This window comes from Sulfitobacter sp. 1A15258 (assembly GCF_043557045.1).
Classification (GTDB): Bacteria; Pseudomonadota; Alphaproteobacteria; order Rhodobacterales; family Rhodobacteraceae; genus Sulfitobacter; species Sulfitobacter faviae.
On record NZ_JBIFFK010000005.1, the window covers coordinates 77,338 to 89,691 of the forward strand.

Here is a 12,354-nt window from a genome sequence, read left to right on the forward strand (position 1 = left end):
TGGGGGCAACCCGATGTTTTAGGACGCGGCCTTGAGCATGTCCTCGTCTTTCAGATCGGCATAGGTCGCATCCAGTGCCTTGGTCGCCCGTTCGGCGAAGATCTTGATCTCTTCCGGGGTAATGATCAGCGGCGGAGAGATGATCATCCGGTCGCCGACATGGCGCATCACCAGATTGTTGGCAAAGCAATGTTCGCGGCAAATGTACCCGGCGGTGCCGCTATCGGCGAATTTCGCGCGGCTTTCCTTATGCGGCGTCAGCGGCAGGGAGGCCATCAGGCCCGATACGTTCACCCCGCCTACCAGCGGATGCTCTCCCAGCTTGTCCAACGCCTCTTTCAGCGCGGGGGCGGCGACGTTTTGCACATGGGCGACGATGTTCTCTTCCTGCATGATCCGCAGGTTTTCCAGCGCCACGGCGGCGCAGACCGGGTGGCCGGAGTAGGTGTAGCCGTGGTTGAACTCGCAGGCGTTGATGACCTCGGCGACCTCGTCACAAACGATTGACCCGCCGATGGGCGCGTAGCCCGAGCTCAGCCCCTTGGCGATGGTCATGATATGCGGCTTGATGCCCATGGTCTGCGAGCCAAACCAATTGCCCGTCCGACCAAAGCCGCAGATCACCTCGTCAGCGATCAGCAGAATGTCGTGTTTGTCGCAGATGCGCTGAATCTCGGGCCAATAGGTGCTGGGCGGAACGACGACCCCGCCCGCGCCCTGAACGGGTTCGGCGATGAAGGCCGCGACCTTGTCCGCGCCCAGCTCGACAATCTTCGCTTCCAACTCCTGTGCGCGTTTCAGGCCGAAGTCTTCGGGCGACATATCCCCGCCTTCGGCATACCAATCGGGCTGGCCGATGTGGTGGATGCCGGGGATCGGCAGCCCGCCTTGCTCATGCATATAGGTCATGCCGCCGAGACTGGCCGAGCCGACCGAAGAGCCGTGATAGGCGTTTTTACGGCTGATAATATGGCTCTTCTCGGGTTTGCCCTTTTGCGCCCAATAGGTGCGGACCATGCGCAGGTTGGTATCGTTGGCCTCTGACCCCGACCCGGCAAAGAAGACGTGGTTCAGATCACCGGGGGCCAGATCGGCCAGTTCCTTGGCCAGCGCGATCGCGGGCACATGGGTCGTTTGGAAGAAGGTGTTGTAATAGGGCAGTTCGTTCATCTGTCGCGCGGCGACATTGCCCATCTCTTCGCGGCCATAGCCAAGGTTCACGCACCACAACCCGGCCATCGCATCGAGAATCTCATTCCCCTCGCTGTCGGTCAGGTAGATGCCCTTGGCCCTTGTGATGATGCGCGCGCCCTTGTCGCCCAATTCATCATTGGTGGTGAAAGGATGCATGTGATGCGCCGCATCCAGCGCCTGAAGGTCCGCGGTGGGGAGGTGATTCGTGATGGGCGGCATGGGTGTGCACCTTCTATTTGCATGAAAAATGAGCTTCGTCGCAGAATATGATCAAATTATAGCATGTCAATCGAATCAACGCGGAACGGGAAGGCCATCGAGGGCTGCGCGAATTTGGGTCATTCCTTGGGCGACATCGCCCGCCATGACCTCTCCCGCCAAAGCGGCGTTGCCCTCGGCAAAGGCCGCCAAAAGCTCGGCATGTTTATCGGGCAGATTGCTGGTGCCATAGCGACCGCAAACCACCCGAAGCGAGGGGCCGAAACGCAGCCAAAGACGGTCCACCGTCGCGGCCATGATCGGCGCTTCGGCAAGGTCGTAAATCATCCGGTGAAAGCTGTAGTTCTGCATCAAGTAACCGCCGACATCGCCCCGGTCGATGGCATGGTTCAGCGCGTTGTCACAGTCTTTCAAAGCGTTCAAACGCTCATCCGTCATGCGGTTTGCGGCGCGTTTGGTCAGTTCCGGCTCTAGCGTTTCCCGCATGAATCCCAGTTCTTCCAGCCCCGCATGGGTCAGTTCCGGCACGGTGACCCGGCGGTTGCCCAAATGGGTCAGCGCCCCTTCCGAGATCAGGCGGCGGATGGCCTCGCGCACCGGCGTCATGCCCGCATCCAAAGCGGCGGTCAGACCTTGGATCGTGACCCCCTGTCCGGGGGCCAGATCGCCGAAGAGAATCATCTTGCGCAGGCGTTCGTAAACATGCTGATGGATCGGTGTCTTGGCCGCCGCATCGGCGGCGGGAAGCAATCTCGGATCGGTTTTTTCTGAACCCATGGGAGCGGTCTTTCCGTCTTGTTTCGCCGTGTCTTGCAGCATTTCATTCTGCATGAAAGCATAAACCATCTTGCCCGAAGAGGCAAAACTTGATCAAATTGACGAAAGGTGGGGATCAACCCGACCTGTCTACCGGGAGTATGAAATGAAACATGTGCTACTAAGCAGCGTCGCCGTTGCCACCTTGATGGCAGGTGCCGCCACTGCCGAAACGGTCCGGGTCTATAACTGGTCCGACTATATCGATGAATCCTTGCTGGATAAATTCGAAGAAGAGACCGGCATCGAATTGGTCTATGACGTGTTCGACAGCAACGAGGTGCTGGAGACCAAAATGCTCGCCGGTGGGTCCGGCTATGACGTGGTCGTCCCCTCGGGCACCTTCCTGCAGCGCCAGATCACAGCAGGTGCATTCCAGCCGCTGGACACGTCCAAACTGCCCAATCTTGAAAACATGTGGGACGTGGTCTCCTCGCGGACCGAACAATATGATCCCGATAACGCCCATTCTATCAACTATATGTGGGGCACCACCGGCATCGGCGTGAATGTCGGCAAGGTGAAAGAAATCCTGGGCGAAGATGCCCCGATCGACTCCTGGGACTTGGTTTTCGACCCGGCCAATATGGAAAAACTGGCCGACTGCGGCGTGCATTTCCTCGACGCCCCGGCAGAGATGATCCCTGCCGCGCTGAACTACATCGGCGAAGATCCCAACAGCCATGACCCCGATGTGATCGCGAAGGCCGAAGAGGTCTTCATGCCGGTCCGCCCCTATATCCAGAAGTTCCATTCTTCGGAATATATCAATGCCTTGGCCAACGGTGACGTCTGCGTCGCGGTGGGCTGGTCGGGCGATATCCTGCAGGCCCGTGACCGCGCGGATGAAGCCGACAACGGTGTCGAAATCGCCTATAACGCCCCCTCCGAAGGCGCGCAGATGTGGTTTGACCAGATGGCCATTCCGGTCGACGCGCCGAACCCCGAGGGCGCGCATAAGTTCCTGAACTTCATCATGGACGCCGAGAATATGGCCGCCGCGTCGAACTATGTGTACTACGCCAACGGCAACAAAGCCTCGCAAGAGCATCTGGTCGAGGATGTGATCGGCGACCCGGCGATCTACCCCTCTGAGGCGGCGCTGAACAACCTGTTCACCACCACACCTTACCCGCCGAAAGTACAGCGCGTGGTGACCCGGCTCTGGACCAAGATCAAGTCCGGTACCTGATCTGAGACAGGGGGTGCGGCCAGTCTGGTCGCGCCCCTTTTTCTTGCCCCGCGACCCGATCAAAGCCTGAGCAAAGCCCGATCAAAGGATCTCTCAACCGTGAGCCCAACCGTCTTCGCCCCCTGGAACGACCCTGACGAAAAGCCGCTCATTCGCTTTAAGAATGTGACCAAGAAATTCGGCGAATTCGTCGCCATCGACGATCTGTCTTTGGATATTTACGCGCAGGAATTCTTTGCCCTGCTTGGGCCTTCGGGCTGTGGCAAGACGACGATGATGCGGATGCTGGCCGGGTTCGAAAGCCCCACCACCGGGCGCATCGAGTTGGCCGGGCAGGACATCGCCCCGGTGCCCCCGAACAAACGCGCGGTGAACATGATGTTCCAATCCTACGCGCTGTTTCCGCATCTCAGCATCTGGGACAACATCGCCTTCGGCCTGCGCCGCGACAAGATGGAGAAGGACGCCATCGCCGCCCGCGTGGCCGAGATGCTGAAGCTCACCCGGCTAGAGAAATTCGCCCGCCGCAAACCGCATCAGATCTCCGGCGGTCAACGGCAGCGTGTGGCGCTGGCGCGCTCGCTAGCCAAAGCGCCGAAGCTTCTGCTGCTTGATGAGCCCTTGGGCGCGCTTGATAAGAAGCTGCGGCAAGACACCCAGTTCGAGCTGATGGACATCCAAGAATCCACCGGCACCACCTTTGTCATCGTGACCCACGACCAAGAAGAGGCGATGACCGTCGCCTCCCGCGTGGCGGTGATGGACGAGGGGCGCGTGATTCAGGTGGCCACCCCGGCCGAGATCTATGAAGCGCCGAATTCCGTCTATGTGGCCGACTTCATCGGTGACGTAAACATCATCGAAGCCAGCACCAAGGCCATTGGCCAAGATCAATACCATTTGAACTGGATCGACGGGCAGCCGCCGCTGACCGCCACCTCTGCCGCGCCGTTCAGCGAAGGGCAGCAAGCCCATCTTGCGATCCGGCCTGAGAAAATCCGCATTTCGACCGAGAGGCCCGAGGATGCGCCCAATGCGCTACAGGGCAAAGTGCTCGACATCGCGTATCTGGGGAACCTCTCTACCTATCACGTCGAACTGCCCGGCGGGCAGGTGATCAAGGCGCAAACGGCCAACACCCGGCGCATCGCGCGCCGTGACATCACATGGGAAGACCCGGTCTGGATTTCATGGAGCGCCACCGCAGGCGTTTTGTTGGCGCAATGAACATGCGTCGTTTCGCCCTGATCGCGGTCCCGTACCTCTGGCTGTTGGCGCTGTTTCTGGTGCCTTTCCTGATCGTTTTCAAAATCTCCCTCTCCGATACGGCGCTGGCGATCCCGCCCTATACGCCGACGATCAAAGACGGCATCGGCGCCCTGATGGCCCAGTTGGATTTCGAGAATTTTACCTTCCTCGCCTCCGACGACCTTTATTGGAAAGCCTACCTTAGCTCCCTGCGCATCGCCGTTGTATCGACCGCGCTGACGCTCTTGGTCGGCTATCCCATCGCCTATGGCATGGCCCGCGCCCCCGAAGAGTGGCGCGCCACATTGATGATGTTGGTGATCCTGCCGTTCTGGACCTCCTTCCTGATCCGCGTCTATGCGTGGATGGGCATTCTCAGCAACGAAGGGCTGCTGAACCAACTCTTGATGGGGTTGGGTCTAACGGCAGAGCCTTTACAGATCCTTAATACCAATACGGCAGTCTATATCGGCATCGTCTATACCTACCTGCCGTTCATGATCCTGCCGATCTATGCCGCGCTCGACCGGCTCGACGAGTCGCTCAACGAGGCGGCGGAGGATCTCGGCTGCTCGCGTTTGCAAGCCTTCTGGCTGGTGACGATCCCGCTGTCGCGCAACGGCATCGTGGCGGGCAGCTTCCTTGTCTTCATCCCGGCTTTGGGTGAATTTGTGATCCCCTCGCTCTTGGGCGGGTCGGGCACGCTGATGATCGGCAAGGTGCTGTGGGAGGAGTTCTTCAACAACCGCGACTGGCCGGTGGCGAGTGCGGTGGCGGTGATCCTGCTGCTGATCCTGATCATTCCGATCATCCTCTTCCAGCGCAACCAGCAGAAACAGGCGGAGGCCGAACAATGAAGCGGATGACATGGTTCAACGTGACCTCGCTCACCTTGGGCTTCGCCTTTCTCTACCTGCCGATGATCATTCTGGTGATCTACAGTTTCAACGCCTCGAAACTGGTGACGGTCTGGGCCGGATTCTCGACCCGCTGGTATGGCGAGCTGTTGCAAAACGAAGCCTTCCTGAATGCGGCTTGGGTCACGCTGAAGGTCGCGGTGATCTCCTCCTCCATCGCCACGGTGCTGGGCACGATGGCGGCCTATGTGCTGGTGCGCGGCGGGCGCTTCATGGGGCGGACGCTCTTTTCCGGCATGATCTACGCGCCGCTGGTCATGCCTGAGGTGATCACCGGCCTGTCGCTCCTCTTGCTTTTCATCGGCATCGGGCTGGACCGCGGCGTGCTGACCATCGTGCTGGCGCATACGACCTTTTCGATGTGCTATGTCTCGGTCGTCGTCTCTTCGCGGCTGGTGTCCTTCGACCGTTCGTTGGAGGAGGCCGCGCTCGACCTCGGCTCCTCGCCATGGGAGGCCTTCCGCCTCGTGACCCTGCCGATCATCGCGCCTGCGGTGATCTCGGGCTGGCTTCTGGCCTTCACGCTCAGCCTCGATGATCTGGTCATCGCCTCCTTCACCGCCGGCCCGTCGGCCACCACGCTGCCGATCAAGATCTTCAGCGCCGTGCGCTTGGGCGTCTCGCCCGAGATCAACGCGCTTTCGACAATCATGATCGCCATCGTGACCGTGGGTGTCATCATCGCGTCGTTGGTCAGCAAACGCTCCAGCCTACGCGCGCAAGAGGAGGCCCGTGCGGCGGAACGGCCCGCCTCATGAGGCGCATCTACGCGGATTTCGCCTACTCCGAGGCACCGCGCGCGGGCTGCTGGTGGGATGAAACCTGCGCCGCGCCGGACCGCCCGGCGCAACAGGGCGACGCGCAGGCCGATGTTGTGATCATCGGTGGCGGTTTCACCGGCCTCAATGCCGCGCTGCATCTGGCGCAGGCCGGGGTCGGGGCCACGGTTCTGGAGGCCGAGCGGGTGGGCTTTGGCGCTTCGGGCCGCAACGGGGGCTTTTGCTGCTTGGGCGGCGGGATGCTGGACGACGCGGCGCTTGACCGGAAATTCGGGCGGGCAGAGCGGCTTGGCTGGCGGCAGGCCGAGGTGGCGGCGATCCGACAGGTGGAGGATTTCATCGCCGCCCGCGGCATCAATGTTGATCGGCATTCTCGAGGGGAAACCCAGCTGGCCCACCGCCCGCGCGATTTCGAAGAGATGCGCGGCAGGCTGGAGTACTACGCGGAGAATTACGGCGTCACGGCCCGGTTGACCGAAAAGGCCGATCTGGCCGCCGAGGGGCTGAACGCAGGCTTCGAGGGCGCGATCACCGTGCCGATTGGCTTTGGCCTCAACCCCCGCAAATATGTGACCGCCCTCGCACAGGCCGCGGAAGAGGCGGGGGCCGCGATCTATCACAACAGCCCGGCCACCGGGGTGACAGTGCGCAAGGGCGCGTTCGAGGTCACGACGCCGCAGGGCCGCATTCGGGCCGAGCGGGTGATCATCGCCACCAATGGCTATTCCTCCGAAGACCTGCCGCCATGGCTGGCCGCGCGCTACATGCCGACGCAATCCAGCGTGATCGTGACCCGCCCGATGACCGAGGCAGAGCTTTCCGCCCAAGGTTGGACCAGCCAGCAGGCCTGCTACGACAGCCGCCATCTGCTGCATTATTTCCGGCTGATGCCCGACAATCGCATGTTGTTCGGCGTGCGCGGCGGGCTGATGTCCAACCCCAATTCCGAACGGCGCGCGCTGGCCCGGGCCCGGGCGGATTTCGAGGCGATGTTCCCCGCGTGGCGTCATGTCGAAACGCCGCATGGCTGGTCCGGCATGGTCTGTATCGCGCGCAATCGCATGCCCTTCGTGGGGCAGGTGCCGGATCAGCCGGGGATCTTCGCAGGGCTGTGCTACCACGGCAATGGGGTGGCGATGGGCAGCTATTCCGGTGCGCTCTTGGCCGATCTGGTTCGCGGCATTACGCCCGAGCGGCCCTATCCCGCCCCCATGCGCGCCCCGCTTGCACGGTTCGAATTGGGCCGTTTTCGCCGGGCGGTCATGCCCTTTGCCTATGCAGGCTTCGCGCTGTCGGATCGCTGAGGGGGGCGGTCAGCCCTCTTCCCGCGCCGCGCGTTCCTTGGCCAGCGTCATCTGGCGCTGGCGTTCGCGGAACCGTTCCTTATCCTCTGCCGAGGTCTCATCCACACATTGATGACAGGACACCCCAGCCTCATAGGCGGGGTGCTGCGTATCTTCAGGCAGGATCGGGCGGCGGCATCCGTGGCAAAGCATATGCGGCCCCTCGCGCAGCCCGTGGCCGACGCTGACGCGGTTGTCAAAGACGAAACAGTCGCCTTCCCATGTGCTTTCCTGTTCGGGCACCTCTTCGAGGTATTTCAGGATGCCGCCTTTGAGGTGGAAGACATCCTCGACGCCCTGACCGATCAGATAGTTGGTCGATTTTTCGCAACGGATGCCGCCGGTGCAGAACATCGCGATTTTCTTGTTGTGGAAGCGGTCTTTGTTCGCCTCCCACCACGCGGGGAATTCACCAAAGCTCTCGGTCTCGGGGTCGACCGCGCCTGCGAAGGAGCCAATCGCCACTTCGTAGCTGTTGCGCGTGTCGATCACCGCCACATCGGGGGAGCGGATCAATTCGTTCCAGTCTTTGGGGTCGACGTAATGGCCCACCTTGGCGCGCGGGTCGACATCGGGCTGGCCCATCGTCACGATCTCGCGCTTGATGCGCACCTTCATCTTGCCGAAGGGCGGCTTGTCGCTGGTGGCCTCTTTCCACTCCAGATCCGCGCAGCCGGGCAGGGCGCGGAGATGGGCGATCACCGCGTCGATCCCGGCGCGCGGCCCCGCGATGGTGCCGTTCACCCCTTCGGCGGCCAACAGCAGCGTGCCCATGACCGATTGCGCCTCGCAAAGCGCCAAAAGCGCGGGTTTGAGCGCGGCGGGATCGTCGAAGCGGGTGAAGTGATATAGGGCGGCGATGGTATACATGAGCGTCAAATAAGCGCTTCGGCGGCAAAGCTCAATCCGGCGCGTGCCATTGACCTACCCCATCCGCAGCCCTACCCCTTTTGGTAAGGAGAATGCTCATGACCCATGCCCTGATCGTGATCGACGTTCAAAATGATTTCTGCCCCGGCGGCGCGCTGGAAGTGCCGCAGGGCGATGAGATTCTGCGCGGCATCAACGCGCTGATGCCCGAGTTCGACGCGGTGGTCTTGACGCAGGACTGGCACCCGGCGGGGCATTCGTCTTTTGCCTCATCGCATAAGGACAACGGGCCTTACGAGGTCATCACCATGCCCTACGGCCCGCAGGTGCTTTGGCCCGATCACTGCATCCAAGGCAGCATTGGCGCGCAGTTCCACCCCGAGTTGCAAACCGACCGCGCCGATCTGATCATCCGCAAGGGCTATAACCCCGACATCGACAGCTATTCGGCGTTTTTCGAGAATGACCACCGCACGCCCACGGGGCTCGAAGGCTACCTGCGCACACGCGGGGTCGAGCGGCTGACCATGGTCGGGTTGGCGCTGGATTTCTGCGTGAACTTCTCGGCTGTGGACGCGGCGAAGCTGGGGTTCAAGGTCGACGTGCGCGAAGACCTGTGCCGGGCGATTGATCTGGACGGATCGCTTGCCAAGGCCCGCGAAGGCATGCGCGCGGCGGGGGTGACGCTGGCCTGATCCGCCGCTTTCCCCTTGCCCATCTGCCCGACCCCTTGGCATGAAGGGGCACGCAATAAGGAACCTCCCATGGTCGACATCGCCACCCGCGTCTATAACCACAAGTGGAAAATCGACCCCATCGTGCGGTCGCTGATCGACACGGATTTCTACAAGCTCTTGATGTGCCAATCGGTGTTTCGCAACAAGCCGGACACGCAGGTCACCTTTAGCCTGATCAACCGCTCCACCCATATCCCGCTGGCCAAGCTGATCGACGAGGGGGAGTTGCGCGAGCAACTCGATCACATCCGCTCGCTCAGCCTCAGCCGGGGGGAGAGCACATGGCTGCGCGGCAATACCTTCTACGGCAAACGCCAGATGTTCCGCCCCGATTTCATGGAGTGGTTCGAAGGCATGCGCCTGCCGCCCTATCATCTGGAACGGAAGGGCGATCAGTATGAACTGACCTTTGAGGGCAAGTGGCATGAGGTCATGCTTTGGGAGATTCCCGCGCTGGCGGTGTTGATGGAGCTGCGCAGCCGCGCCGCGCTCGACCCGATGGGCAAGTTCGAGCTTCAGGTGCTTTACGCCCGTGCCATGACCCGCGTTTGGGAAAAGATCGAAGCGCTGCGCGAGGTCGACAATCTTTCGATCGCGGATTTTGGCACCCGGCGGCGGCATTCCTACCTTTGGCAGGATTGGTGCGTGCAGGCGATGCATGAGGGGCTGGGCGATGCCTTTACCGGCACCTCCAACTGTCGCATCGCCATGATGCGCGAGCTTGAGGCGATTGGCACCAATGCCCATGAATTGCCCATGGTCTATGCCGCTTTGGCCGAGGATGACGCCGCCCTTGCCCGTGCGCCCTATGACGTGCTGTCGGATTGGCATGATGAGCATGAGGGCAACCTGCGGATCATCCTGCCCGATACCTACGGCACTAAGGGCTTTCTCGATCACGCGCCGGATTGGCTGGCGGGCTGGACCGGCATCCGCGTCGACAGCGGCGATCCGGCCACGGCGGCGCAGACGGCCATTGACTGGTGGCGCGCCCGCGGCGAGGATCCGACGACCAAGCGGGTGATCTTCAGCGATGGGCTGGATGTGGACAAGATCAAGGAGTTGCACGCGCAGTTTGCGGGCAAGGCCAAGGTCTCTTTCGGTTGGGGGACGTTGCTGACCAATGACTTCCGCGGGCTGGTGCCGAATGATGCGCTGGCGCCCTTTAGTTTGGTCTGCAAAGCAGTCAGCGCCAATGGGCGGCCTACGGTCAAACTCTCAGACAACCCGAACAAGGCGATGGGTCCGGTGGATGAAATCGCGCGTTACAAGCGTGTTTTCGGGGTCGGAGAGCAGGCCGCGCAGCAGGTGATCGTTTGACGGTCAGCCTTCGCCAAGGGCGGCCACGGGGAACTCCGCCGTGGCGATTAACCCTTCGGGCTGCCAATCGTAGTGCAGGGTGCCACCGACCGCGCGGGTCAAGGACTGGATGATCCGCGAGCCGCTGTTGCGCGGAGACTTGATGACCTCCGGCCCGCCTGTTTCGCGCCAGACAAACCGCAGGCGGGCAGGCTCCTGAAGGATGGTGATATCGAGCGATACCCGCCCGGTATCGGAACTGAGCGAGCCGTGTTTCACCGCATTCGTCGCCAGCTCGTGCAAGGCCAGCGTCAGGGGGGAAACGAGGCGGTGCGAGATCAGCGGATTCGCCCCGGTGAGGTTGATCTGATCCTCGGTGGCCGAGGTGTAGGCCCGCATGATCGGCCCCATCAGCGTCTCGAAATCCACCTCATGCTGGTCGCTGCGGCCAATCGTGTCGAAATGCGCCGCGCCCAAGGCGGCCAGCCGCTCGATCACCTTGTCGGCAAAGGCCGCCGGGGTCGGCTCCTCACGGGCGGTCAGGCGGACCATCGCAGTCATAACGTTGACGATATTGCGCAGCCGGTGCAGCAATTCGTCATCGGCCAGTTGCCGGTGCTCCCGCTCCACCCGGCGGCGTTCGGAAACGTCGAGTTGCGAGCCGAAGAAGTAGATCAGATTGCCATCTTCGTCATTGATCGGCCCCAGTTGCAGGGCGTTCAGGAAGCGGCTGCCATCCTTGCGGTAGTTCACGATCTCAACCGTATCGACCCGGCGGTCCGCAAGGATTTCGCGCACGGCATCGACGCTTTCACGCGTCGTTTCGGGCCCTTGTAGAAAACGGCAGTTTTGCCCGACGATCTCATCCGAGCCATAGCCAGTCAGATCGGTGAACGCGTCATTCACATAGACGATGGGATTGTCAGGCAGGGTCGGATCGGTGATGCACAGCGGCAAGCGGGCGTAGCGCACGACCTTGCCTAGAACGTCTTCGGTCAGGGTCTGCCGAGCGGCGGAGACCGTGTTGTCGTTCATGAATTCCCGCCCTTTGATCGAAACTGGCCGTCAATGTGCCCTGCACGTGGCTTTTGGGTCAACCCGCATACTGGGGGTTGGGCCATATTTATCTACTAAATGCTGTATGCGCCATAAGGTTCCGCGAGGTTCGATAAATGCGGCTTGTCAGGAAGGGCCTAAAATGCGTAATTGAGGGCGCTTGGTGTCCCGAAAAGCGCCTTTGAGTGTGGGACCGAAAAGGGAATTCAGTAAGGGGTCGCCCGACCCTGAAGCCGAAGCCGCCCCCGCGACTGTAAGCGGTAAGCCAATGCCCCTCGTGCCACTTGTCCTTTCGGACGGGGAAGGCGGGCAAAGGCCACGACCCGCGAGCCAGGAGACCTGCCAGGCAAATGAAACGCTAGATGCCGTCGGGTGTGACGGTAAGGAGATTGAAGATGACGACGATGATTAAGACCGCCGGTGCCACGCGCAGCAAACTCGTACCGGCGCTGTTTGCCGCCGTATTGGGTGTGGCTCTGATGGCGCTGACCGGCCATGTGCAGGCCGCAGCACTGCATGATGCCGCCCATGACGTGCGCCACGCGACAGGCTTTCCCTGCCACTAAGCGCCGCGTTCGGTATTACAGGGGTCCGGGCTGCCATGCCGCAGTCCGGCTGTCTGTGATTCTGCCATTGATCAATGCCTGCCTTTCGCTGTTTTGCCCGCGCCCGCCGTTCGCTGCG

12 protein-coding genes and 1 riboswitch are annotated in these 12,354 nt (G+C 61.5%); of the genes, 8 read left to right on the top strand and 4 right to left on the bottom strand.

The annotated features are described in order from the left end of the window. Positions 1–18 precede the first annotated feature (18 nt). Together ACGYK9_RS11935 and ACGYK9_RS11940 are read right to left on the bottom strand one after the other, a co-directional pair. The gene (locus ACGYK9_RS11935; protein WP_394410875.1) at positions 19–1,413 is read right to left on the bottom strand and encodes an aspartate aminotransferase family protein; all 1,395 of its coding nucleotides are present in this window, start codon (positions 1,411–1,413) and stop codon (positions 19–21) included. A 75-nt stretch (positions 1,414–1,488) separates the two neighbouring features. Then, positions 1,489–2,190, bottom strand: a complete 702-nt coding sequence (locus ACGYK9_RS11940) for a GntR family transcriptional regulator (protein WP_394410878.1) — start codon at positions 2,188–2,190, stop codon at positions 1,489–1,491. A gap of 145 nt (positions 2,191–2,335) precedes the next feature. On the opposite strand from ACGYK9_RS11940, the gene ACGYK9_RS11945 reads away from it, so the two are divergent. The 5 genes from ACGYK9_RS11945 (at position 2,336) to ACGYK9_RS11965 (ending at position 7,669) form a co-directional block, all read left to right on the top strand. Further along, positions 2,336–3,421, top strand: a complete 1,086-nt coding sequence (locus tag ACGYK9_RS11945; protein ID WP_067265724.1) for a polyamine ABC transporter substrate-binding protein — start codon at positions 2,336–2,338, stop codon at positions 3,419–3,421. A 99-nt stretch (positions 3,422–3,520) separates the two neighbouring features. Next, positions 3,521–4,648 carry an ABC transporter ATP-binding protein gene (locus ACGYK9_RS11950; RefSeq protein ID WP_394410880.1) on the top strand — a complete coding sequence of 376 codons (1,128 nt, stop codon included), beginning with the start codon at positions 3,521–3,523 and terminating at the stop codon, positions 4,646–4,648. A 2-nt stretch (positions 4,649–4,650) separates the two neighbouring features. Continuing rightward, a complete protein-coding gene (locus ACGYK9_RS11955; protein WP_394411381.1) occupies positions 4,651–5,526 on the top strand; it encodes an ABC transporter permease subunit in 876 nt (291 codons plus the stop codon). Next, positions 5,523–6,344 carry an ABC transporter permease gene (locus ACGYK9_RS11960; RefSeq protein WP_394410883.1) on the top strand — a complete coding sequence of 274 codons (822 nt, stop codon included), beginning with the start codon at positions 5,523–5,525 and terminating at the stop codon, positions 6,342–6,344. Before ACGYK9_RS11955 ends, ACGYK9_RS11960 begins: the two co-directional genes overlap by 4 nt. Next, positions 6,341–7,669: an NAD(P)/FAD-dependent oxidoreductase gene (locus ACGYK9_RS11965; protein ID WP_394410886.1), complete on the top strand. Its 1,329-nt coding sequence runs from the start codon at positions 6,341–6,343 to the stop codon at positions 7,667–7,669. The genes ACGYK9_RS11960 and ACGYK9_RS11965 overlap by 4 nt, the downstream gene beginning before the upstream one ends. Positions 7,670–7,678: 9 nt before the next feature. Here the strand turns inward: ACGYK9_RS11965 and ACGYK9_RS11970 are convergent, their stop codons facing one another. Then, positions 7,679–8,578 carry a rhodanese-related sulfurtransferase gene (locus tag ACGYK9_RS11970; RefSeq protein ID WP_394410888.1) on the bottom strand — a complete coding sequence of 300 codons (900 nt, stop codon included), beginning with the start codon at positions 8,576–8,578 and terminating at the stop codon, positions 7,679–7,681. Between the two features lie 98 nt (positions 8,579–8,676). On the opposite strand from ACGYK9_RS11970, the gene pncA reads away from it, so the two are divergent. Together pncA and pncB are read left to right on the top strand one after the other, a co-directional pair. Then, positions 8,677–9,273, top strand: coding sequence for a bifunctional nicotinamidase/pyrazinamidase (gene pncA / locus ACGYK9_RS11975; RefSeq protein WP_394410891.1), 597 nt, complete (start codon positions 8,677–8,679; stop codon positions 9,271–9,273). Positions 9,274–9,342: 69 nt separating this feature from the next. Further along, complete coding sequence (pncB, locus tag ACGYK9_RS11980) at positions 9,343–10,635, top strand: nicotinate phosphoribosyltransferase (RefSeq protein ID WP_394410894.1); 1,293 nt, start codon at positions 9,343–9,345, stop codon at positions 10,633–10,635. 3 nt (positions 10,636–10,638) lie between these two features. On the opposite strand, the gene ACGYK9_RS11985 is transcribed toward pncB, so the two are convergent. Next, positions 10,639–11,649 (bottom strand): PAS domain-containing protein, encoded by a 1,011-nt coding sequence (locus tag ACGYK9_RS11985; RefSeq protein ID WP_394410897.1) that lies wholly within the window; start codon positions 11,647–11,649, stop codon positions 10,639–10,641. Positions 11,650–11,814: 165 nt separating this feature from the next. Beyond that, a riboswitch (cobalamin riboswitch) is annotated at positions 11,815–12,032 on the top strand. Between the two features lie 33 nt (positions 12,033–12,065). Between ACGYK9_RS11985 and ACGYK9_RS11990 the strand changes: the two genes are divergently transcribed. Then, positions 12,066–12,236, top strand: a complete 171-nt coding sequence (locus ACGYK9_RS11990) for a CbtB-domain containing protein (protein WP_082849519.1) — start codon at positions 12,066–12,068, stop codon at positions 12,234–12,236. Positions 12,237–12,354: the final 118 nt, after the last annotated feature.

Bases quoted from the DNA above. Each gene is read 5' to 3' on its own strand.
- pncB (WP_394410894.1), top strand. From the start codon at position 9,343: ATGGTCGACATCGCCACCCGCGTCTATAACCACAAGTGGAAAATCGAC.
- ACGYK9_RS11985 (WP_394410897.1), bottom strand. From the start codon at position 11,649: ATGAACGACAACACGGTCTCCGCCGCTCGGCAGACCCTGACCGAAGAC.
- ACGYK9_RS11960 (WP_394410883.1), top strand. From the start codon at position 5,523: ATGAAGCGGATGACATGGTTCAACGTGACCTCGCTCACCTTGGGCTTC.
- ACGYK9_RS11965 (WP_394410886.1), top strand. From the start codon at position 6,341: ATGAGGCGCATCTACGCGGATTTCGCCTACTCCGAGGCACCGCGCGCG.
- ACGYK9_RS11940 (WP_394410878.1), bottom strand. From the start codon at position 2,190: ATGGGTTCAGAAAAAACCGATCCGAGATTGCTTCCCGCCGCCGATGCG.
- ACGYK9_RS11970 (WP_394410888.1), bottom strand. From the start codon at position 8,578: ATGTATACCATCGCCGCCCTATATCACTTCACCCGCTTCGACGATCCC.
- ACGYK9_RS11935 (WP_394410875.1), bottom strand. From the start codon at position 1,413: ATGCCGCCCATCACGAATCACCTCCCCACCGCGGACCTTCAGGCGCTG.
- pncA (WP_394410891.1), top strand. From the start codon at position 8,677: ATGACCCATGCCCTGATCGTGATCGACGTTCAAAATGATTTCTGCCCC.
- ACGYK9_RS11945 (WP_067265724.1), top strand. From the start codon at position 2,336: ATGAAACATGTGCTACTAAGCAGCGTCGCCGTTGCCACCTTGATGGCA.
- ACGYK9_RS11990 (WP_082849519.1), top strand. From the start codon at position 12,066: ATGACGACGATGATTAAGACCGCCGGTGCCACGCGCAGCAAACTCGTA.
- ACGYK9_RS11955 (WP_394411381.1), top strand. From the start codon at position 4,651: ATGCGTCGTTTCGCCCTGATCGCGGTCCCGTACCTCTGGCTGTTGGCG.